Source organism: Mesorhizobium sp. LSHC420B00 (assembly GCF_000503055.1).
Taxonomy (GTDB): domain Bacteria; phylum Pseudomonadota; class Alphaproteobacteria; order Rhizobiales; family Rhizobiaceae; genus Mesorhizobium.
In genome coordinates this window covers 16803-36507 of sequence record NZ_AYVY01000019.1, presented here as the reverse complement: position 1 = coordinate 36507, position 19705 = coordinate 16803, and the positions used below count along the sequence as shown (strand labels likewise).

Genomic DNA, 19705 nt, shown 5'->3' with positions numbered 1-19705 from the left:
ATGCCGTCCAGCACCGCGATTTGAACAAGGTTTGACTTGCTTCGCCGAAAGCGCTGCGCTAACCCTCGCCGCGTTGCAGCATAGAGCCCCCTTAAAACGGTTCAGTGGTTAATCTGTCACGCTTCCGCAAGTGGGTCCGGTGCTGTAATCAGAGTGGATTGGCCGCCAACGGAAAACTGCAGCATGAACGCACTTTTAGGTTCGTACCTGCCCATCGTCCTGTTCATCGGCGTGGCGCTGGTCGTCGGCCTGGCGCTGCTCGCCGCACCGTTCCTGGTGGCTTACCGCAACCCCGATCCGGAAAAGCTTTCCGCCTATGAGTGCGGCTTCAACTCGTTCGACGACGCCCGCATGAAGTTCGACATCCGCTTCTACCTGGTGTCGATCCTGTTCATCATCTTCGATCTGGAGGTGGCCTTCCTGTTTCCTTGGGCAGTGTCGTTCAGTCAGATCGGCATGCTCGGTTTCTGGTCGATGATGGTGTTTTTGGCGGTGCTGACCATCGGCTTTGCCTATGAATGGAAAAAAGGAGCGCTGGAATGGGATTGAACGACAGTTCCGGCACGCTCGTCGCGCCGAAGCCCAAGGGCCTCATCGACCCCAACACCGGCAGACCGGTGGGGGAGGATGATCCGTTCTTCCTGGAGATCAACAACGAACTCGCCGACAAGGGTTTTCTCGTCACTTCGACCGAGGCGCTGATCACCTGGGCGCGCAGCGGCTCGTTGATGTTCATGACCTTTGGCCTCGCCTGCTGCGCCGTCGAGATGATCCACACCTCGATGCCACGCTACGACAGCGAGCGTTTCGGTGTCGCGCCGCGCGCGTCTCCGCGCCAGTCCGACATCATGATCGTCGCCGGCACGCTGACCAACAAGATGGCGCCGGCGCTGCGCAAGGTCTACGACCAGATGCCGGAGCCGCGCTACGTCATCTCGATGGGCTCCTGTGCCAATGGCGGCGGCTATTATCATTATTCCTATTCGGTGGTGCGCGGCTGCGACCGCATCGTGCCGGTCGACATCTACGTGCCCGGCTGCCCACCGAGCGCTGAAGCGCTGCTCTACGGCATCCTTCTGCTGCAGAAGAAGATCCGCCGCACCGGCACGATCGAACGGTGAGCGGCATGACCCAGGCGTTGAATGACCTCTCGACCTATCTTGGCGAGAAGCTGACCGGCCGGATCGGCGAAGCGGTGCTCGCCTATGGCGAACTCACTATCTCGGTCGAGCCGCGCGACCTGATCGAGGTGGTGACCTTCCTGCGCGACGACCCGAAATGCCAGTTCATTTCGATCATCGACGTTTGCGGCGCAGATTATCCGTCGCGGGCAAAGCGCTTCGACGTGGTCTATCACCTGCTGTCGCCGAGGCAGAATATCCGCATCCGCATCAAGGTCCAGGCCGACGAAGAGACGCTGGTGCCGTCGATCACCGGCATATATCCCGGCGCGGACTGGTTCGAGCGCGAGACCTACGACCTCTATGGCGTGCTGTTTTCGGGCCATCCCGATCTGCGCCGGATCCTGACCGACTACGGCTTCGAGGGCCATCCGCTGCGCAAGGACTTTCCGCTGACCGGCTTCGTCGAGGTGCGCTACGACGACGAAGCCAAGCGCGTCATCTACGAGCCGGTCGAGCTCAAGCAGGAATTCCGCAATTTCGATTTTCTGTCTCCGTGGGAAGGTACGGATTACGTGCTTCCGGGAGATGAGAAGGCAAAGCAGTAAATGGCTGAAACCTCCGTTCGCAACTTCAATATCAATTTCGGCCCGCAACACCCTGCTGCGCATGGCGTTTTGCGCCTTGTGCTGGAGCTTGACGGAGAAGTCGTCGATCGCGTCGATCCGCATATCGGGCTTTTGCATCGCGGCACGGAAAAGCTGATCGAGCACAAGACTTATCTGCAGGCCGTGCCCTATCTCGACCGGCTCGACTATTGCGCGCCGATGAACCAGGAGCATGCCTTTGCGCTCGCCGCCGAGCGGCTGCTCGGTATCGAGGTGCCGAAGCGCGGGCAGCTTATTCGAGTTCTCTACTCCGAGATCGGCCGCATTATGTCGCACATCCTCAATGTGACGACGCAGGCGATGGATGTCGGCGCGCTGACGCCGCCGCTCTGGGGTTTTGTCGAGCGCGAAAAGCTGATGGTGTTCTATGAGCGCGCCTCGGGCTCGCGCATGCACGCGGCCTATTTCCGGCCGGGCGGCGTCCACCAGGACCTGCCGCAGAAGCTGATCGAGGACATCGGCAAGTGGATCGACCCGTTCCTGAAGTCGGTCGACGACCTCGACGCGCTTTTGACCGGCAACCGCATCTTCAAGCAGCGCAATGTCGACATCGCTACCGTCTCCCTGGCCGACGCTTGGGCCTGGGGCTTTTCCGGCGTCATGGTGCGCGGCTCGGGTGCGCCGTGGGATCTGCGCAAATCGCAGCCCTACGAATGCTATGCCGAGCTGGACTTCGACATTCCGATCGGCAAGAACGGCGACTGCTTCGACCGTTATCTGGTGCGTATGGAAGAGATGCGGCAGTCGGCGAAAATCATGCGCCAGTGCGTCGACCTGTTGCTCGGTAAGGAGGGCAGCGGGCCGGTGTCTAACCTCGACGGCAAGGTGGTGCCGCCGAAGCGCGCGGCGATGAAGCGCTCGATGGAAGCGCTGATCCATCACTTCAAGCTCTACACCGAAGGCTACCGCGTTCCGGCCGGCGAGGTCTATGCCGCGGTCGAGGCGCCGAAGGGCGAGTTCGGTGTCTATCTCGTCTCCGACGGCACCAACAAGCCCTACCGCTGCAAGCTGCGCGCCCCCGGCTTTGCGCATCTGCAAGCGATGGACTTTTTGTGCCGCGGCCACATGTTGGCCGACGTCACCGCCGTTCTCGGCTCCCTCGACATCGTGTTTGGTGAGGTCGATCGGTGAATCGCATTCTGAGCCTCACGTTAATCGTCATTGCTGTCGCAATGCACCCTGCATATGCAATCGAGTGCGGAGCCTCTATCGATGCTTCCGATCTTGTGAAGCAGCACTTCAAGCTGAGCTACGTCACGCTTGGCATGCAAGAAAGTGCGACAGCAGAATCCGCCGATGTCGATGCTTTCTATTTCAAGAGAGATACATGCGAGTGTAGCGTCGCAGCGCCGGATGGCGCGAGTTTCTCTAAGGCGGAGGTATCGGCAGCCGCTTCCGGCAAAACAGGGTTCGCGCGGCTTGTTGCTCGCTTGGCTGGTAAATCCGGCGTTTGCCCGCCTGTCATGACAAATTCGCCGACTTTCCAATGTTTCGACGGTACGGCGAAACTTTGTAAGGAGGCCGCAGCAAGATGACGAACCTATACGTCTTTGGTGAGGTCGATCGCTAAATGTCAGTCCGCCGTCTCGCAGAAGCCAGCCTCCAGCCAGCCTCCTTCGCCTTCAACCGGGCGAATGCGGCAGCGGCGAAGCAGTGGATCAAGAAATATCCGAAGGGGCGCGAGCAATCCGCGATCATCCCCTTGCTGATGCTGGCGCAGGAGCAGGAAGGCTGGGTGACCAAGGCGGCGATCGAGACGATCTCCGACATGCTCGGCATGCCCTATATTCGCGGGCTAGAAGTCGCCACCTTCTATACGCAATACCAGCTCAATCCGGTCGGCACCCGCGCGCATGTCCAGGTCTGCGGCACCACGCCCTGCATGCTGCGCGGCTCGGAATCGCTGATGGATGTGTGCCGCTCGAAGATCCATCACGACCAGTTCCACACCAACGACAAGGGCACGCTGTCGTGGGAGGAGGTCGAATGCCTCGGCGCCTGCGTCAACGCACCGATGGTTATGGTCTTCAAGGACACATACGAGGATTTGACGCCGGAGCGGCTTGCCGAGATCATCGACCTCTATGACGCCGGCAAGGGTGCTTCGGTGACGCCAGGACCGCAAAACGGCCGCGTCACCTCAGAGCCGGCCAGTGGCCTGACGACCCTCAAGAGTGAAAAGGCGATCCTCAAGGTAACCCGCGACCGGGAAACCAAGGCGGCGACCAAGGCGGGGCCGGCGACTGCCGCCGCAGCACCAGTTCCGTCTGCGGCTTCGACCGCGCCTGCACCGGCGCCGGTTGCGCCCTCGAATGCCAGCAAGCCGAAGACCGACGCGGTCGAGACCAGCCCGGCGCTGAAATCGCCGTCGGCGACAAAAGTCGCGCCCGCGGCGGAAAAGGCGGCGAGCGTTGCAGCGCCGCTGCATTCGGCCGCCAATGCCAACAAGGCCGAGTCGCAGGTCGAGGACGTCTCGAAACAGCGCAAAGGCCCCAAGAACAAGGCCGAGCCGGCGTCTGCTTTCAAAGCGCCGGAGGCCAAGGTTAAACCGGCGAAGGCCGCCGCCAAGGCGGCCAAGCCGTCGCCCGGAAACAAGAGCCGGCCGACCGGCAAGAAGCCGGTCTGAGGAACGAGCAATGCTTCAGGACAGAGACCGCATCTTCAACAACATCTACGGCCGCTTCGACAAGTCGCTGGCCGGCGCCATGGCGCGCGGTGCCTGGGACAACACGCCCGGCATCATCGCCAAGGGGCGCGAGTGGATCGTCAACGAGATGAAGGCCAGCGGCCTGCGCGGACGTGGCGGCGCCGGCTTCCCGACTGGGCTGAAATGGTCGTTCATGCCCAAGCAAAGCGACGGCCGGCCGAGCTATCTCGTCGTCAATGCCGATGAATCCGAGCCCGGCACCTGCAAGGACCGCGACATACTGCGCCATGACCCGCACACGCTGGTCGAGGGCTGCCTGATTGCCGGCTTCGCCATGGGCGCGGTCGCCGCCTACATCTATGTGCGCGGCGAGTTCATCCGCGAGCGCGAGGCGCTGCAACGCGCCATCGACGAGGCCTATGCCGCCAAGCTGATCGGCAAGAACAATACCTCCGGCTACGATTTCGACATCTACATGCACCATGGCGCCGGCGCCTATATCTGCGGCGAGGAAACGGCGCTGCTCGAAAGCCTCGAGGGCAAGAAGGGCCAGCCGCGGCTGAAGCCGCCGTTTCCGGCCAATGTCGGCCTCTATGGCTGCCCGACGACGGTCAACAATGTCGAGTCCATCGCCGTCGCGCCGACCATCCTGCGCCGCGGTGCCGCCTGGTTCTCGTCCTTCGGCCGGCCCAACAATGTCGGCACCAAGCTGTTCTGCATCTCCGGCCACGTCAACAATCCGTGCACCGTCGAAGAGGCGATGTCGATCCCGTTCCGCGAGCTGATCGAGACGCATTGCGGCGGCATTCGTGGCGGCTGGGATAATCTGCTGGCGGTCATTCCGGGCGGAGCGTCGGTGCCGCTGGTGCCGGCCGAGCAGATCATCGACGCGCCGATGGATTTCGACGCGCTGCGCGACCTGAAATCGGGCCTCGGCACGGCAGCTGTCATCGTCATGGACAAATCGACCGATATCGTGAAAGCGATCGCGCGGCTTTCCTATTTCTACAAGCACGAAAGCTGCGGCCAGTGCACGCCCTGCCGTGAGGGCACCGGCTGGATGTGGCGGGTGATGGAACGGCTGGTGCGCGGCGAGGCGCAGAAGCGCGAGATCGACATGCTGCTCGATGTGACCAAGCAGGTCGAGGGCCACACGATCTGTGCGCTTGGCGACGCGGCGGCATGGCCGATCCAGGGCCTGATGCGACATTTCCGCGGCGAGGTGGAGCGGCGCATCGACGAGTTTTCGCGCAACGCACACCGCGCCGAACCGGTGCTGGCGGCGGCAGAATAGAAGAATTCAAAAATGCGGGCGAATGTCCGAGACGAGGAAACGAGCGCGGGGCAGACGGAAACGACCAGGAGACCACCTATGTCGCTGTTTTCGACACCCGACGATTTTACGCCCGATATGGACCCGTTGTTGAAGATGAACCAGGATCTGACCAGGATGATGCCGAAGGAGATGGCCAATGCCGTCAATCTCCTGGCGCATCCTGTCGCGAGTGCGGCGGCGATGGCGGCACTCGGCATCGGTCTTGCCAACCACGCCTTTGGCATCTGGATGGGCGTGCTTTCGGGCGCGGCCGAAACTTCGCAGCGGCTTTGGCAGCCGGTCGCCGAGGATTTCGAGGCCAGGACGGAACGCTTTTCCGCGACCGGCAAAAGCTCCTCGACAAAGGCGCGCGCAGCGACCAAAACCCTGATTGCCGAGGCGCAGTCCTTCGCCAATGACGTGACCGACATTGCGACGAGCACCGCGGCGCGGAGCTTGGCGAATGCGAGCACCGTTGCATCGGATGCCTCGGCCGGGCTGATGCCGGAAGATTTCAAGCAGCCCAAAGCGATGGACCGGCCAGCTGAGCCGGCCGACCTCAAGGCGATATCGGGCATCGGGCCGAAACTGGAAAAGGTGCTGAACGGCCTTGGCATCTGGACATACGCCCAGATCGCCGCGTGGACGCCGCAAGAGATCGCCTGGGTCGAAGATTACCTGTCGTTGAAGGGCCGCATCGGCCGTGACGGCTGGATCGGTCAGGCGGCCGCGTTGGCCGGGGTCAAAAAGTGAATTCAATATCGTGCGCGGTCTCGGCTGCGTCCGGAAGGAAAGATTGCGGAACGTCCGCAGGGGTTTGAGGCGAAATGGCAAAGCTCAAGGTCGACGGGAAAGAGATCACTGTACCCGACCATTACACGCTGCTGCAGGCGGCCGAGGACGCCGGCGCGGAAGTTCCGCGCTTTTGCTTCCACGAGCGGCTGTCGATCGCCGGCAATTGCCGCATGTGCCTGATCGAGGTCAAGGGCGGGCCGCCCAAGCCGCAGGCGTCTTGCGCCATGGGCGTGCGCGACCTGCGCCCCGGCCCGAACGGCGAGCCGCCGGAAATCTTCACCAACACGCCGATGGTCAAGAAGGCGCGCGAAGGCGTGATGGAATTCCTGCTGATCAACCATCCGCTGGATTGCCCGATCTGCGATCAGGGCGGCGAGTGCGACCTGCAGGACCAGGCGATGGCGTTCGGCGTCGATTCCTCGCGCTACCACGAGAACAAGCGGGCGGTCGAAGACAAGTATATCGGGCCGCTGGTCAAGACGATCATGAACCGCTGCATCCATTGCACGCGCTGCGTCCGCTTCACCACCGAGATTGCCGGCATATCGGAGCTCGGCCTGATCGGCCGCGGCGAGGATGCCGAGATCACCACCTATCTCGAAAGCGCCATGACCTCGGAACTGCAGGGCAATGTCATCGACCTTTGCCCGGTCGGTGCGCTGACCTCCAAACCCTACGCCTTCCAGGCGCGGCCATGGGAACTGACCAAGACAGAATCCATCGACGTGATGGACGCCGTCGGCTCGGCGATCCGCGTCGATAGCCGAGGCCGCGAAGTGATGCGCATCCTGCCGCGTACCAACGAGGCGGTGAACGAAGAGTGGATTTCCGACAAGACCCGCTTCATCTGGGACGGCTTGCGCACGCAGCGCCTCGACCGCCCCTATGTGCGCAAGGATGGCCGGCTGGCCCCGGCAAGCTGGGCCGAGGCTTTTGCCGCGATCAAGGAAGCGGTGTCGAATGCGGCACCCGAAAAGATCGGTGCCATTGCCGGCGATCTCGCAGCCGTCGAGGAGATCTACGCGCTGAAGCTTCTGATGGCTTCGCTCGGCTCGAAGAACACCGACTGCCGCCAAGATGGTGCCGCACTCGATCCGTCGCTCGGCCGGGCGAGCTATGTCTTCAACCCGACGATCGAAGGCATCGAACAGGCCGATGCGGTGCTGATCATCGGCGCCAATCCGCGCTTCGAGGCGTCCTTGCTCAACGCCCGCATCCGCAAGCGCTGGCGGGCCGGCAATCTGCCGGTCGGCGTCATCGGCGATGTCGGCGATACGCGCTATGATTACGAGCAGCTCGGCGCCGGGCCGGAATCGCTGAAGGATCTTGCCGACGGCAACGGCAAGTTCTTCCAACTGCTGAAGAAGGCGACGCATCCGCTGATCATCGTCGGCCAGGGTGCGCTGGCGCGTGCGGACGGCGCGGCCGTGCTTGGCCAGGCGGCGAAGCTCGCCGTCGCCGTCAACGCCGCAAGGGCCGACTGGAACGGTTTTGCCGTGCTGCACACCGCGGCGGCCCGGGTCGGCGGCCTCGATGTCGGCTTTGTGCCGGGCGAGGGCGGCAGGAAGGTCGCCGGCATGCTGGGCGAGACCGACGTGCTGTTCCTGCTCGGCGCCGACGAGATCGATATGGCCAAGACCGGCGGCGCTTTCGTCGTCTATATCGGCACGCATGGCGACAAGGGCGCGCACCGCGCCAACGTCATCCTGCCGGGTGCCGCCTATACCGAAAAGTCGGGCACCTTCGTCAACACCGAAGGCCGCGTGCAGCAGACCAACCGGGCCGGCTTTGCGCCCGGCGAAGCACGCGAGGACTGGGCGATCCTTCGGGCACTGTCGGATGTGCTCGGCAAGAAGCTGCCGTTCGATTCGCTGCCGCAATTGCGCGCAAAGCTCTATGCGGAATACCCGCATCTTGCCCGCATCGACCATGTCGCGGCCGGCGACCCGGCCGACATCGCCAGGGTGGCCAAGCTCGGCGGGCGGCTGAACAAGGGCACCTTCACCTCGCCGGTCAAGGATTTCTACCTGACCAACCCGATCGCGCGGGCTTCCGCGGTGATGGCCGAGTGCTCGGCTTTGGCGAAGAACGGCTTCAGGCAGGCGGCGGAGTAGACATGGACACCTTCTTCTCCTTCTACGTGCTGCCGGCGCTGCTGATCCTTTTGAAGTCGGTCGTGCTGATCGTCGTTCTGTTGATCTTCGTCGCCTATGTGCTTTACGCCGACCGCAAGATCTGGGCGGCGGTGCAATTGCGTCGCGGCCCGAACGTCGTCGGCCCGTGGGGCACGCTGCAGGCCTTCGCCGATCTGCTGAAATTCGTTTTCAAGGAGCCGGTGATTCCGTCCGGCGCCAACAAGGGCGTCTTCCTGCTGGCGCCGCTGGTGTCGGCGGTGCTTGCGATCTCAGCCTGGGCGGTCATCCCGGTCAATGAGGGCTGGGCGATCGCCAACGTCAATGTCGGCATCCTCTATGTCTTCGCGATCTCCTCGCTCGAGGTCTATGGCGTGATCATGGGCGGCTGGGCGTCCAATTCGAAATACCCGTTCCTCGGTGCGCTGCGCTCGGCGGCGCAGATGGTGTCCTACGAAGTCTCCATCGGTTTCGTCATCGTCACCGTGCTGCTTTGCGTCGGCTCGCTCAACCTGACCGATATCGTTTTGTCGCAGCAGGATGGGCTGGGCACGAGGATCGGCCTGCCCAATACCTTCCTCGACTGGCATTGGCTGTCCCTGTTTCCGATGTTCATCGTCTTCTTCATCTCGGCGCTGGCGGAAACCAACCGTCCGCCCTTCGACCTCGTGGAAGCCGAATCGGAACTCGTCGCCGGCCATATGGTCGAATATTCCTCGACGCCGTTCCTGTTGTTCTTCCTGGGCGAATATGTCGCCGTCGTCCTGATGTGCGCACTGGCCACCATCCTGTTCCTTGGCGGCTGGCTGCCGCCCTTCAATTTCGCGCCGTTCACCTGGGTGCCGGGGCTGATCTGGTTCGTGCTCAAGGTCTGCCTGGTGTTCTTCATGTTCTCGATGGTGAAGGCGTTCGTGCCGCGCTATCGCTACGACCAGCTGATGCGGCTCGGCTGGAAGGNCTGGAAGGTCTTCCTGCCGATCTCGCTGTTCATGGTGGTCGCCACCGCCGCCTTCCTCAAGATCACGGGGTTTGCCTGATGTCAGCATTGTCCCAGGCCGCCAAGTCACTGCTATTGCAGGATTTCGTCAGTGCTTTCTTCCTGTCGATGCGCCAGTTCTTCGCGCCGAAGGAGACGATCAATTATCCGCATGAGAAGGGGCCGGTCAGCCCGCGCTTCCGTGGCGAACATGCGCTGCGCCGCTATCCGAACGGCGAGGAACGTTGCATCGCCTGCAAATTGTGCGAGGCGATCTGCCCGGCGCAGGCCATTACCATCGAAGCCGGCCCGCGCCGCAATGACGGCACGCGGCGCACCGTGCGCTACGACATCGACATGGTGAAATGCATTTATTGCGGCTTCTGCCAGGAAGCCTGCCCGGTCGACGCTATCGTCGAGGGGCCGAATTTCGAATTCGCGACGGAGACGCGCGAGGAGCTTTATTACGACAAGGACAGGCTTCTGGCCAATGGCGACCGCTGGGAGCGTGAGCTGGCGCGCAACATCTCGCTGGATGCGCCTTACCGCTGATATTTGACGCATGGACGGGGCGAGGGGCCTCGTTTAAGGAACACGCAACTTGCCGACCGGAGGCGGTGGCAAAAAACAGGACGAACGTCCTGTTCGGACAGGAAACCCGGGGGAACCCATGCTGAGTGGACTAGAGGCGGCCTTTTTCTACCTCTTCGCCTTTGTCGCGGTGGCATCGGCGTTCATGGTCATTTCGGCGCGCAATCCCGTGCATTCGGTGCTGTTCCTGATCCTGACCTTCTTCAACGCCGCCGGCCTGTTCATGCTGACCGGCGCCGAGTTCCTGGCGATGATCCTGCTCGTCGTCTATGTCGGCGCGGTGCTGGTGCTGTTCCTGTTTGTCGTCATGATGCTCGACGTCGACTTCGCCGAAATGAAGGAAGGCGCCCTGCAATATGCACCGATCGGCGCGCTGGTCGGGCTGATCCTGGCGGCGGAGCTGATCGTCGTGCTCGGCGGCTATACATTCGCGCCGAAACTGGCGGCGACGGTCGCCAAGCCCATTCCGGACCTGGCCGCGCGCTCCAACACGGCGGCGCTCGGCGACATCCTCTATACGGATTACCTCTATTACTTCCAGGTGGCGGGGCTGGTGCTGCTGGTCGCCATGATCGGCGCCATCGTGCTGACGCTGCGCCACAAGCCGGGCGTCAAGCGGCAGTCGATCGCCGCCCAGGTCGGCCGCACGCCGGCAACCGGAGTGGAAATCCGCAAGGTCAAGACGGGCGAAGGAGTCTGAGATGGTCGTCGGCATCGCGCACTACCTGACCGTATCGGCGATCCTGTTCACGCTCGGCGTGTTCGGCATCTTCCTGAACCGTAGGAACGTCATCGTCATCCTGATGTCGATCGAGCTGATCCTGCTTGCGGTCAACATCAATTTCGTCGCCTTTTCGGCGGCGCTCGGCGATCTGGTCGGCCAGGTGTTCGCACTGTTCGTGCTGACCGTCGCGGCGGCCGAGGCGGCGATCGGCCTTGCCATTCTCGTCGTCTTCTTCCGCAACCGCGGCTCGATCGCGGTCGAAGACGTGAACATGATGAAGGGTTGACGGAACCACCATGTATCAGGCCATCGTCTTCCTTCCGCTGCTCGGCTTCCTGATCGTCGGCCTGTTCGGCACCTCGCTCGGCGCCAAGGCTTCCGAATACATCACCTCAGGCTTCCTGGTGATCGCGGCTGTGCTGTCGTGGGTTGCCTTCTTCTCGGTCGGCTTCGGCGGCGGCGAGGTGTTCACCGTGCCGGTGATGCGCTGGATCCAGTCGGGCGGCCTCGAAGCGTCGTGGGCGCTGCGGATCGACACGCTGACCGTAGTGATGCTGGTCGTCGTCAATACGGTGTCGGCGCTGGTCCATATCTACTCGATCGGCTACATGCATCACGACCCGGACCGGCCCCGCTTCTTCGCTTATCTGTCGCTGTTCACCTTCGCCATGCTGATGCTGGTGACGGCCGACAACCTCGTGCAGATGTTCTTCGGCTGGGAAGGTGTCGGTCTGGCCTCCTATCTGCTGATCGGCTTCTGGTACAAGAAGCCGTCGGCCAATGCGGCTGCGATCAAGGCCTTCGTCGTCAACCGCGTCGGCGATTTCGGCTTCGCGCTTGGCATATTCGGCGTGTTCGTGCTTTTCGGCTCGGTCAATCTCGGCACCATCTTCGCCAATGCGGCGACGTTCATTCCGGCCGAAGGCGCGCAGCAGGGTCCGGCCGTACTGACCTTCCTCGGCTATGCGCTTGATAAGCAAGCCGCGATGACAGTCGTCTGCCTGCTCCTGTTCATGGGCGCCATGGGCAAGTCGGCGCAGGTGCCGCTGCACACCTGGCTGCCGGATGCCATGGAAGGCCCGACGCCGGTCTCGGCGCTGATCCATGCCGCCACCATGGTGACGGCAGGCGTGTTCATGCTGGCGCGGCTGTCGCCGCTGTTCGAGCTGTCGCATTCGGCGCTGACCGTGGTCACCTTCATCGGCGCCTTCACCGCCTTCTTCGCGGCGACAGTTGGCCTCGTCCAGAACGACATCAAGCGTGTCATCGCCTATTCGACCTGTTCGCAGCTCGGCTACATGTTCGTGGCGCTCGGCGTCGGCGCCTATGGCGCGGCGATCTTCCATCTGTTCACGCACGCCTTCTTCAAGGCGCTACTGTTCCTCGGCTCGGGTTCGGTCATCCACGCCGTCTCCGACGAGCAGGACATGCGCAAGATGGGCGGCCTGAGGACGCTCATCCCGACGACCTACTGGATGATGGTGATCGGCACGTTGGCGCTGACCGGCGTCGGCATCCCGGTGACGATCATCGGCACGGCCGGTTTCTTCTCCAAGGACGCCATCATCGAAGCCGCTTTTGCCAGCCACAATGCGGTCGCCGGGTTTGCCTTCATATTGCTGGTCGTTGCCGCCTGCTTCACCTCCTTCTATTCCTGGCGGCTGATCTTCATGACCTTCCATGGCGAGCCGCGGGCCAGCCATGAGGTGATGCACCATGTCCATGAATCGCCGCCGGTCATGCTGGTGCCGCTGTTCATCCTGGCGGCAGGCGCCCTGTTCGCCGGCGTGATCTTCCACGGCGCCTTCATCGGCGAGGGCTATGCCGAATTCTGGAAGGTGTCGCTGTTCACGCTGCCTGACAACCACATCCTGCACGAGATCCACGAACTGCCGCTTTGGGTCGAGCTCGCGCCGTTCATCGCCATGCTGATCGGCTTTGCGATAGCCTGGCAATTCTACATTCGCGCGCCGGAAATGCCTCGGAGCGTCGCGGCCAACCATCGCCTGCTCTATGCCTTCCTGCTCAACAAATGGTATTTCGACGAGCTCTACGACTTCCTGTTCGTGCGGCCGGCAAAGCGCCTCGGCAGCTTCCTGTGGAAGACCGGCGACGGCACTATCATCGACGGGCTCGGGCCGGACGGCATCTCGGCGCGCGTCGTCGACGTCACCAACCGCGTCGTCAAGCTGCAGACCGGCTATCTCTATCACTATGCCTTCGCCATGCTGATCGGCGTTGCCGCACTCGTCACCTGGATGATGCTCTGATGACCGCCTGGCCGATCCTATCGCTGGTCACCTTCCTGCCGCTGGTTGGTGTGTTGCTCATCCTTTTCGTGCGTGACGACAGCGACAATGCGCGCCGCAACATCCGCGCCATTGCGCTGTTCACGACCGCCTTCACCTTCGTGGTTTCGCTGTTCATCTGGACCGGCTTCGACAATTCGCAGCCCGGCTTCCAGTTCGTCGAGAAGTTTGCCTGGCTGGATTCCGGCATCTCCTACCATATGGGCGTAGATGGCATCTCCATGCTGTTCGTCATCCTGACCACCTTCCTGATGCCGCTCTGCATCCTCGCTTCGTGGGAATCGATCGAGAAGCGCGTCAAGGCTTACATGATCGCCTTCCTGTTGCTCGAGACGCTGATGATCGGCGTGTTCTGCGCGCTCGACATCGTCCTGTTCTATGTCTTCTTCGAAGCCGGCCTGATCCCGATGTTCATTATCATCGGCGTGTGGGGCGGCAAGCGGCGCGTCTATGCCTCGTTCAAGTTCTTCCTCTATACGCTGGCCGGCTCGGTGCTGATGCTGCTCGCTATCATGGCGATGTTCTTCCAGTCCGGCACCACCGACATCCCGACGCTTCTGACCCACAACTTCCCGGCCAATATGCAGACCTGGCTATGGCTTGCCTTCTTCGCTTCCTTTGCGGTGAAGATGCCGATGTGGCCGGTGCATACCTGGCTGCCGGACGCCCATGTCGAAGCGCCGACGGCCGGCTCGGTGATCCTGGCCGCCATCCTGCTCAAGATGGGCGGATATGGCTTCCTGCGTTTTTCGCTGCCGATGTTTCCGATCGCATCCGAAATGTTCGCGCCGCTGATCTTCACGCTCTCCGTCGTCGCCATCATCTACACCTCGCTGGTGGCGCTGATGCAGGAGGACATGAAGAAGCTGATCGCCTATTCGTCGGTCGCCCACATGGGCTTCGTTACCATGGGCATCTTCGCGATGAACCAGGAAGGCGTCCAGGGTTCGATCTTCCAGATGCTTTCGCACGGCCTGGTCTCAGGCGCGCTGTTCCTCTGCGTCGGCGTCGTCTACGACCGCATGCACACGCGTGACATCGACGCCTATGGCGGGTTGGTCAACAACATGCCGAAATATGCAACCGTGTTCATGATCTTCACCATGGCCAATGTCGGCCTGCCCGGCACCAGCGGCTTCGTCGGCGAGTTCCTGACCATGCTCGGCGTGTTCCGGGTCAACACCTGGGTGGCGTTCTTCGCCGCCACCGGCGTCATCCTGTCGGCGGCCTATGCGCTCTGGCTCTACCGCAAGGTGATCTTCGGCGCATTGACCAAGGAAAGCCTGAAAGGCCTGCTGGACCTGTCGACACGCGAGAAGGTGATCATCTATCCGCTGGTCGCGCTGGTCATCTTCTTCGGCGTCTATCCGGCGCCGATCTTCGACGCGACGGCCGAATCGGTCAAGGCGCTCGTCACCAATGTCACTGCATCCATCGGCGCCGCGCAGACCGCGGCGGCGAACTGACTGGGGTTTTGCGAACCATGACGCCGGACCTTCTCTCCAGCCTGTCGCTCTCGACGCCAGAGCTGATCCTCGCCATCGGCGCCTTGGCGCTGTTGATGCTCGGCGCCTATTCGCGCGCCAACACCACCGTCACAGTGAGCGGCCTTGCCGTCGCCGTGCTGGTGATCGCTGGCGCCTGGCTGATCTTTTCCCCGGGGCAGGGCAACGCCTATGGCGAAGCCTTCATCCAGGATCCGTTCGCCCGCTTCATGAAGGTGTTGGCGCTAATCGGCTCGGCGGTGACGCTGGTCATGTCGGTCCGCTTTGCCCAGGCGGAGCATTTCGACAAGTTCGAATATCCGGTGCTGATCCTGCTCTGCACGCTCGGCATGATGCTGATGATCTCGGCCAACGGCATGATCGGGCTCTATCTCGGCCTCGAGCTGCAGTCGCTGGCGATCTACGTGCTGGCGGCGATCAACCGCGACAGTCTGCGTTCGACCGAGGCCGGCCTGAAGTATTTCGTCCTTGGCGCGCTGTCTTCGGGCATGCTGCTTTACGGCATCTCGCTGGTCTACGGCTACACCGGCAATACCGGCTTCCAGGAGATCGCCGCGGCGCTGAGCGGCGGCGAGCGCCAGCTCGGCCTCGTCTTCGGCCTGGTTTTCGTGCTGGCCGGCCTTGCCTTCAAGATCTCGGCGGTGCCGTTCCATATGTGGACGCCCGACGTCTATGAAGGTGCGCCGACGCCGGTGACGGCTTTTCTGGCGGCGGCACCCAAAATGGCGGCGATGGCGCTGATGGTGCGCGTCACCATGGGCGCCTTCAAGCCGATCGCCGCCGACTGGCAGCAGATCATCGTCTTCATCTCGATCGCGTCGATGGCGCTCGGCGCCTTTGCGGCGATCGGCCAGACCAACATCAAGCGGCTGATGGCCTATTCCTCCATCGGCCATATGGGCTATGCGCTGGTCGGCCTTGCCGCCAACAGCCAGGACGGCGTGCGCGGCGTCGCCATCTACATGCTGATCTACCTGGTGATGACGCTCGGCACCTTCGCCTTCATCCTCGCCATGCGGCGCAAGGAGGGCAATGTCGAGCAGATCAGCGATCTCGCCGGCCTGTCGGCGACCAACCCGATCATGGCGACGATCCTCACCATCCTGATGTTCTCGCTGGCCGGTATCCCGCCGCTCGCCGGCTTCTGGGGAAAATGGTACGTGTTCCTTGCCGCCATCAATGCCAATCTCTACGCGCTGGCGATCATCGGCGTGCTGGCCTCGGTGGTGGGCGCCTATTATTATCTGCGCATCATCAAGATCATGTGGTTCGACGAACCGGTCGGCGGCTTCGTTCCGATGGCGACCGAACTGCGCGTCGTGCTCGGCGTCTGCGGCGCCTTCGTGCTGTTCTATGTGCTGATCGGCGGCCCGATCGGAACCTATGCCGCTGCCGCAGCCAAGACCTTCTTCTGACGGAATGACATTCAGGCTGGCTCCAACCGCGGCTTCGGAAGGGTTCCGGCTCGAGGCGCACGACACGGTCGGCTCCACCAATGCGCTGGCGCTGGAGCACGCGCGGGCCGGCGATCCGGGCAAGCTCTGGGTCGTCTCAAAAAAGCAGGAAGCCGGGCGTGGCCGCCGTGGCCGCGCCTGGGCGACGCCCGAAGGCAATCTGGCAGCGACGCTGCTGGTGATCACCAACACCGAGCTTCGGCTTGCCGCGACGCTCGGCTTCGTTGCCGGACTGGCGCTGGCCGACGCGCTCGACGCTGTCGTGCCGAAGGGCAGGATCGCGATCGGCCTCGATGGTGCGAGCCAAGGCAAGAACCGTTTCGAGCTGAAATGGCCGAACGATGTGCTTGCCTCGGGCGCCAAGCTCGCCGGCATCCTACTGGAATCGGCGATGCTGGAGGGGGGCCGTTCCGCAGTGGCTGTCGGCATCGGCGTCAATGTGGTGGCTTATCCCAGGGATTTGCCCTATCCAGCGACGTCGCTCAACGCGCTGGGGTCTGCTTGCGATGCCGAGACGCTGTTTCTGGCGCTGTCGGATGCATGGAGCGAGAATGCTCGGCTGTGGAACGAAGGGCGTGGGCTTGCCGCCGTCAGGCAGCGGTGGCTGGCGCGTGCGGCGGGGCTTGGCGGGCAGGTTGCTGTCAGAATTGACGGTAATGTGGTGCGCGGCACCTTCGAGACCATTGACGAGGACTGCCGTTTCGTGATCCGCGACGATGAAGGTTCGGTTCTGACGATCGCCGCCGGCGACGTGCATTTCGGCGCGGTTGCCTCGGCCGGCGGTTGACTGGCCAATACGTTTGACTGGCCTGTATTTGACCAGCTTGAATTTGACCGGCCCAAGAGTTTGACGGGCAAGGAAGGAAAGATCATGGCGAAAGCGGAAAACGCCGAACTTGTCTTCGTGCCGCTCGGCGGTGTCGGTGAGATCGGCATGAACTTCGCCCTCTACGGCTATGGCCCGGCCAATGCGCGCGAATGGATCGTCGTCGATGTCGGCGTCACCTTTCCCGATGCAACCCTGCCCGGCGTCGACCTGGTGCTGCCCGACACGCGCTTCATCGAGGAGAATGTCGCCAATCTGCGCGGGATCGTCATCACCCATGCGCATGAGGACCACTACGGTGCGCTGCACGACATCTGGCCGAAGCTCAAGGCGCCGGTGTGGATGACGCCGTTCAGCGCCGGCCTGCTGGAAGCCAAGCGGCAGGGCGAGCAAGGGGCGCCGAAAATTCCGGTGACGATCTACCGGGCCGGCGAGAAATTCACCGTCGGTCCGTTCGAGATCGAGGCCATCCCCGTCGCGCACTCCATTCCCGAGCCGATGTCGCTGGCGATCACCACTCCGGCCGGCGTCGTCATCCATACCGGCGACTGGAAGATCGATCCGGCGCCGACGGTGGGGCCGATGACCGACGAGTCACGCTTCCGCGCCTATGGCGACAAGGGCGTGCTGGCGCTGATCTGCGATTCCACCAATGCGTTGCGGGAAGGGGAATCGCCGTCCGAAGTGGCGGTGGGCGAGGGCATCAAGAGCGTCATCCAGAACGCCAAGGGCCGTGTCGCCGTCACCAGCTTCTCCTCCAATGTCGGGCGCATCGTCTCCATCGCCAAGGCAGCGCGGGATGCCGGCCGCCAGTGCCTGGTGCTTGGCCGCTCGATGAAGCGCGTCATCGATGTGGCTGATGAACTCGGCTATATGGACGGCTTGCCGGAATTCATCGCCGAGGAAGATTACGGCTTCATCCCGCGCGAAAACCTCGTCATCATCTGTACCGGCAGCCAGGGCGAGCCGCTTGCCGCACTCGCCAAGCTGTCGCGCGACGAGATGAAGTCGGTGGCGCTGACTGCCGGCGACACGGTGGTGTTTTCCTCGCGCACCATTCCCGGCAATGAGAAGGCGATCCTCGAGATCAAGAACCGCCTGATCGATCTCGGCATCAAGATCATTGAGGACGGCGATGCGCTGGTGCATGTCTCCGGTCATCCGCGCCGCAGCGAATTGCGCAAGATGTATGAATGGGTGCGGCCGCAGATCGGCGTTCCCGTGCATGGCGAGGCGGCGCATCTGGTGGCGCAGGGCTCGCTGATGTCGACGTCCGGCATCGGCCAGGTGGCGCAGGTGCGCGATGGCGACATGCTCAGGCTCTATCCGGGTGCGGCTGCGATCATCGACCAGGTGCCGTTCGGCCGCATCTACAAGGACGGAAGGCTGGTCGGCACCGACCAGGCGATGGGCATTCGCGACCGGCGCAAGCTGTCCTTCGCCGGCCACGTCGCCGTCAATGTCGTGCTCGACGACAAATACGAACTCGCCGGCGATCCCGATCTCGTCGCCATCGGCGTCGCCGAGGCCGATGGCAGCGGCGAGAGCCTGGAAGACCTGATGATCGATGCGGCAATCGGCGCCGTGGACTCCATCCCCCGCCAGCGCCGAAAAGACCTCGACCTGGTCCAGGAGGCGGTGCGGCGCGCGGTGCGCGGCGCGGCCAACGAAGCCTGGGGCAAGAAGCCGCTGGTGACGGTGTTCGTCACGCGGTAAGGGAATAGGGGAGTAGGGCAGTACGGCAGTACGGCAGTAGGGGAGAAAGTAGTTTTCCCTACTCCCATACTGCCCTATTGCCTTACTGCCCTAAGGACGCAGTCAATGCTCGGACGCCTCAACCATGTCGCGCTTGCCGTGCCGGATCTGGCTGCGGCGGCGGCGGCCTATCGGGGTACGCTTGGCGCCCGCGTGACCGCGCCGCAGGCGCTGCCGGAGCATGGCGTGACGGTGGTGTTCGTCGACGTCGGCAATACCAGGATCGAGTTGCTGGAGCCGCTCGGCGAAGGCTCGCCGATCGCGGCATTCCTCGAGAAGAATCCGTCCGGCGGCATGCACCATGTCTGCTACGAGGTTGACGACATTGTTGCGGCGCGCGACCGTCTCAAGGCCAGCGGCGCGCGCGTGCTGGGCGATGGCAATCCGAAGACCGGCGCGCATGGCAAACCTGTATTGTTTCTGCACCCCAAGGACTTTTTCGGCACGCTGGTCGAACTGGAGCAAGCATGAGCTGGGTCTCTTTCATCGCCCTGTTCTTCGCCACATGGTGGGTGGTGTTGTTCGCCGTCCTGCCGTTCAGCATGCGGACGCAGGACGAGGACCAGGATGTGACGCTGGGTACGGTTCCGAGCGCGCCGCGCGGACCGCATATGGTGCGCGCCGCACTGCGCACGACGATCGCCACACTGGTCCTGATGGGCATCTTCTACGGCATCACGAGAGGGCTTGGTCTCGGCATCGACGACATCCCGCACATCGTGCCGGATTTCAACCAGAGCCCAGCGCATTAGCCGGCTACCCAATGTCCTGCTATCCAAGACCTATGCCGACGCCCTGAAATCAAGCTCAGCCAGCAAGGTCAACCCAAGTAAAGGCCGTGGGCCGGATTTGGGCTGACGCAACGTCATGTAGTTTGGCAATCTGTC

Annotated in this window: 20 protein-coding genes; all 20 read left to right on the top strand. The window is 62.8% G+C overall.

The features are described 5' to 3' along the window. Positions 1-183: 183 nt before the first annotated feature. The 20 genes from X760_RS62320 (at position 184) to X760_RS62225 (ending at position 19570) form a co-directional block, all read left to right on the top strand. Positions 184-549 (top strand): NADH-quinone oxidoreductase subunit A, encoded by a 366-nt coding sequence (locus X760_RS62320; protein ID WP_023720750.1) that lies wholly within the window; start codon positions 184-186, stop codon positions 547-549. Continuing rightward, positions 540-1121, top strand: coding sequence for an NADH-quinone oxidoreductase subunit B (locus X760_RS62315; RefSeq protein ID WP_023720749.1), 582 nt, complete (start codon positions 540-542; stop codon positions 1119-1121). The genes X760_RS62320 and X760_RS62315 overlap by 10 nt, the downstream gene beginning before the upstream one ends. A 5-nt stretch (positions 1122-1126) precedes the next feature. Next, entirely contained in the window at positions 1127-1729 is a 603-nt protein-coding gene (locus X760_RS62310) for an NADH-quinone oxidoreductase subunit C (RefSeq protein WP_023720748.1), read from the top strand. Further along, complete coding sequence (locus tag X760_RS62305; protein ID WP_023720747.1) at positions 1730-2920, top strand: NADH-quinone oxidoreductase subunit D; 1191 nt, start codon at positions 1730-1732, stop codon at positions 2918-2920. Next, positions 2917-3324 carry a hypothetical protein gene (locus tag X760_RS62300; RefSeq protein WP_023720746.1) on the top strand — a complete coding sequence of 136 codons (408 nt, stop codon included), beginning with the start codon at positions 2917-2919 and terminating at the stop codon, positions 3322-3324. The genes X760_RS62305 and X760_RS62300 overlap by 4 nt, the downstream gene beginning before the upstream one ends. 35 nt (positions 3325-3359) lie before the next feature. Further along, complete coding sequence (nuoE, locus tag X760_RS62295; RefSeq protein ID WP_023720745.1) at positions 3360-4415, top strand: NADH-quinone oxidoreductase subunit NuoE; 1056 nt, start codon at positions 3360-3362, stop codon at positions 4413-4415. Between the two features lie 10 nt (positions 4416-4425). Continuing rightward, the gene (nuoF, locus tag X760_RS62290) at positions 4426-5730 is read left to right on the top strand and encodes an NADH-quinone oxidoreductase subunit NuoF (RefSeq protein ID WP_023720744.1); all 1305 of its coding nucleotides are present in this window, start codon (positions 4426-4428) and stop codon (positions 5728-5730) included. Positions 5731-5808: 78 nt separating this feature from the next. After that, entirely contained in the window at positions 5809-6504 is a 696-nt protein-coding gene (locus X760_RS62285; RefSeq protein ID WP_023720743.1) for an NADH-ubiquinone dehydrogenase subunit, read from the top strand. A 74-nt stretch (positions 6505-6578) separates the two neighbouring features. Continuing rightward, positions 6579-8660: an NADH-quinone oxidoreductase subunit NuoG gene (gene nuoG, locus X760_RS62280; protein ID WP_023720742.1), complete on the top strand. Its 2082-nt coding sequence runs from the start codon at positions 6579-6581 to the stop codon at positions 8658-8660. A gap of 2 nt (positions 8661-8662) precedes the next feature. Beyond that, positions 8663-9715: an NADH-quinone oxidoreductase subunit NuoH gene (nuoH, locus tag X760_RS62275; protein ID WP_023720741.1), complete on the top strand. Its 1053-nt coding sequence runs from the start codon at positions 8663-8665 to the stop codon at positions 9713-9715. Then, entirely contained in the window at positions 9715-10206 is a 492-nt protein-coding gene (gene nuoI, locus X760_RS62270; protein WP_023676622.1) for an NADH-quinone oxidoreductase subunit NuoI, read from the top strand. The genes nuoH and nuoI overlap by 1 nt, the downstream gene beginning before the upstream one ends. Before the next feature lie 118 nt (positions 10207-10324). Then, the gene (locus tag X760_RS62265) at positions 10325-10945 is read left to right on the top strand and encodes an NADH-quinone oxidoreductase subunit J (RefSeq protein WP_023720740.1); all 621 of its coding nucleotides are present in this window, start codon (positions 10325-10327) and stop codon (positions 10943-10945) included. A 1-nt stretch (position 10946) separates the two neighbouring features. Further along, positions 10947-11255, top strand: a complete 309-nt coding sequence (gene nuoK, locus X760_RS62260) for an NADH-quinone oxidoreductase subunit NuoK (RefSeq protein ID WP_023676620.1) — start codon at positions 10947-10949, stop codon at positions 11253-11255. Between the two features lie 10 nt (positions 11256-11265). Next, on the top strand, positions 11266-13239 hold the full coding sequence (gene nuoL / locus X760_RS62255; protein WP_023720739.1) for an NADH-quinone oxidoreductase subunit L: 1974 nt from the start codon (positions 11266-11268) through the stop codon (positions 13237-13239). Next, positions 13239-14744, top strand: coding sequence for an NADH-quinone oxidoreductase subunit M (locus X760_RS62250; protein ID WP_023720738.1), 1506 nt, complete (start codon positions 13239-13241; stop codon positions 14742-14744). Before nuoL ends, X760_RS62250 begins: the two co-directional genes overlap by 1 nt. Positions 14745-14761: 17 nt before the next feature. Then, positions 14762-16198: an NADH-quinone oxidoreductase subunit NuoN gene (gene nuoN, locus X760_RS62245; protein ID WP_023720737.1), complete on the top strand. Its 1437-nt coding sequence runs from the start codon at positions 14762-14764 to the stop codon at positions 16196-16198. A gap of 4 nt (positions 16199-16202) precedes the next feature. After that, complete coding sequence (locus X760_RS62240) at positions 16203-17024, top strand: biotin--[acetyl-CoA-carboxylase] ligase (protein ID WP_023720736.1); 822 nt, start codon at positions 16203-16205, stop codon at positions 17022-17024. A gap of 84 nt (positions 17025-17108) precedes the next feature. Next, a complete protein-coding gene (locus X760_RS62235; RefSeq protein ID WP_023720735.1) occupies positions 17109-18779 on the top strand; it encodes a ribonuclease J in 1671 nt (556 codons plus the stop codon). A gap of 105 nt (positions 18780-18884) precedes the next feature. Then, positions 18885-19289: a methylmalonyl-CoA epimerase gene (gene mce, locus X760_RS62230; protein ID WP_023720734.1), complete on the top strand. Its 405-nt coding sequence runs from the start codon at positions 18885-18887 to the stop codon at positions 19287-19289. Then, a complete protein-coding gene (locus tag X760_RS62225; RefSeq protein WP_023720733.1) occupies positions 19286-19570 on the top strand; it encodes a DUF1467 family protein in 285 nt (94 codons plus the stop codon). The genes mce and X760_RS62225 overlap by 4 nt, the downstream gene beginning before the upstream one ends. The last annotated feature ends 135 nt before the right edge of the window (positions 19571-19705 follow it).

Coding starts and splice junctions, on each gene's coding strand:
- X760_RS62240 (WP_023720736.1), top strand. CDS start 16,203: ATGACATTCAGGCTGGCTCCAACCGCGGCTTCGGAAGGGTTCCGGCTC.
- X760_RS62265 (WP_023720740.1), top strand. CDS start 10,325: ATGCTGAGTGGACTAGAGGCGGCCTTTTTCTACCTCTTCGCCTTTGTC.
- nuoI (WP_023676622.1), top strand. CDS start 9,715: ATGTCAGCATTGTCCCAGGCCGCCAAGTCACTGCTATTGCAGGATTTC.
- X760_RS62285 (WP_023720743.1), top strand. CDS start 5,809: ATGTCGCTGTTTTCGACACCCGACGATTTTACGCCCGATATGGACCCG.
- X760_RS62235 (WP_023720735.1), top strand. CDS start 17,109: ATGGCGAAAGCGGAAAACGCCGAACTTGTCTTCGTGCCGCTCGGCGGT.
- X760_RS62305 (WP_023720747.1), top strand. CDS start 1,730: ATGGCTGAAACCTCCGTTCGCAACTTCAATATCAATTTCGGCCCGCAA.
- X760_RS62320 (WP_023720750.1), top strand. CDS start 184: ATGAACGCACTTTTAGGTTCGTACCTGCCCATCGTCCTGTTCATCGGC.
- nuoE (WP_023720745.1), top strand. CDS start 3,360: ATGTCAGTCCGCCGTCTCGCAGAAGCCAGCCTCCAGCCAGCCTCCTTC.
- X760_RS62310 (WP_023720748.1), top strand. CDS start 1,127: ATGACCCAGGCGTTGAATGACCTCTCGACCTATCTTGGCGAGAAGCTG.
- mce (WP_023720734.1), top strand. CDS start 18,885: ATGCTCGGACGCCTCAACCATGTCGCGCTTGCCGTGCCGGATCTGGCT.
- nuoG (WP_023720742.1), top strand. CDS start 6,579: ATGGCAAAGCTCAAGGTCGACGGGAAAGAGATCACTGTACCCGACCAT.
- X760_RS62315 (WP_023720749.1), top strand. CDS start 540: ATGGGATTGAACGACAGTTCCGGCACGCTCGTCGCGCCGAAGCCCAAG.
- X760_RS62250 (WP_023720738.1), top strand. CDS start 13,239: ATGACCGCCTGGCCGATCCTATCGCTGGTCACCTTCCTGCCGCTGGTT.
- nuoF (WP_023720744.1), top strand. CDS start 4,426: ATGCTTCAGGACAGAGACCGCATCTTCAACAACATCTACGGCCGCTTC.
- nuoL (WP_023720739.1), top strand. CDS start 11,266: ATGTATCAGGCCATCGTCTTCCTTCCGCTGCTCGGCTTCCTGATCGTC.
- nuoN (WP_023720737.1), top strand. CDS start 14,762: ATGACGCCGGACCTTCTCTCCAGCCTGTCGCTCTCGACGCCAGAGCTG.
- X760_RS62225 (WP_023720733.1), top strand. CDS start 19,286: ATGAGCTGGGTCTCTTTCATCGCCCTGTTCTTCGCCACATGGTGGGTG.
- nuoK (WP_023676620.1), top strand. CDS start 10,947: ATGGTCGTCGGCATCGCGCACTACCTGACCGTATCGGCGATCCTGTTC.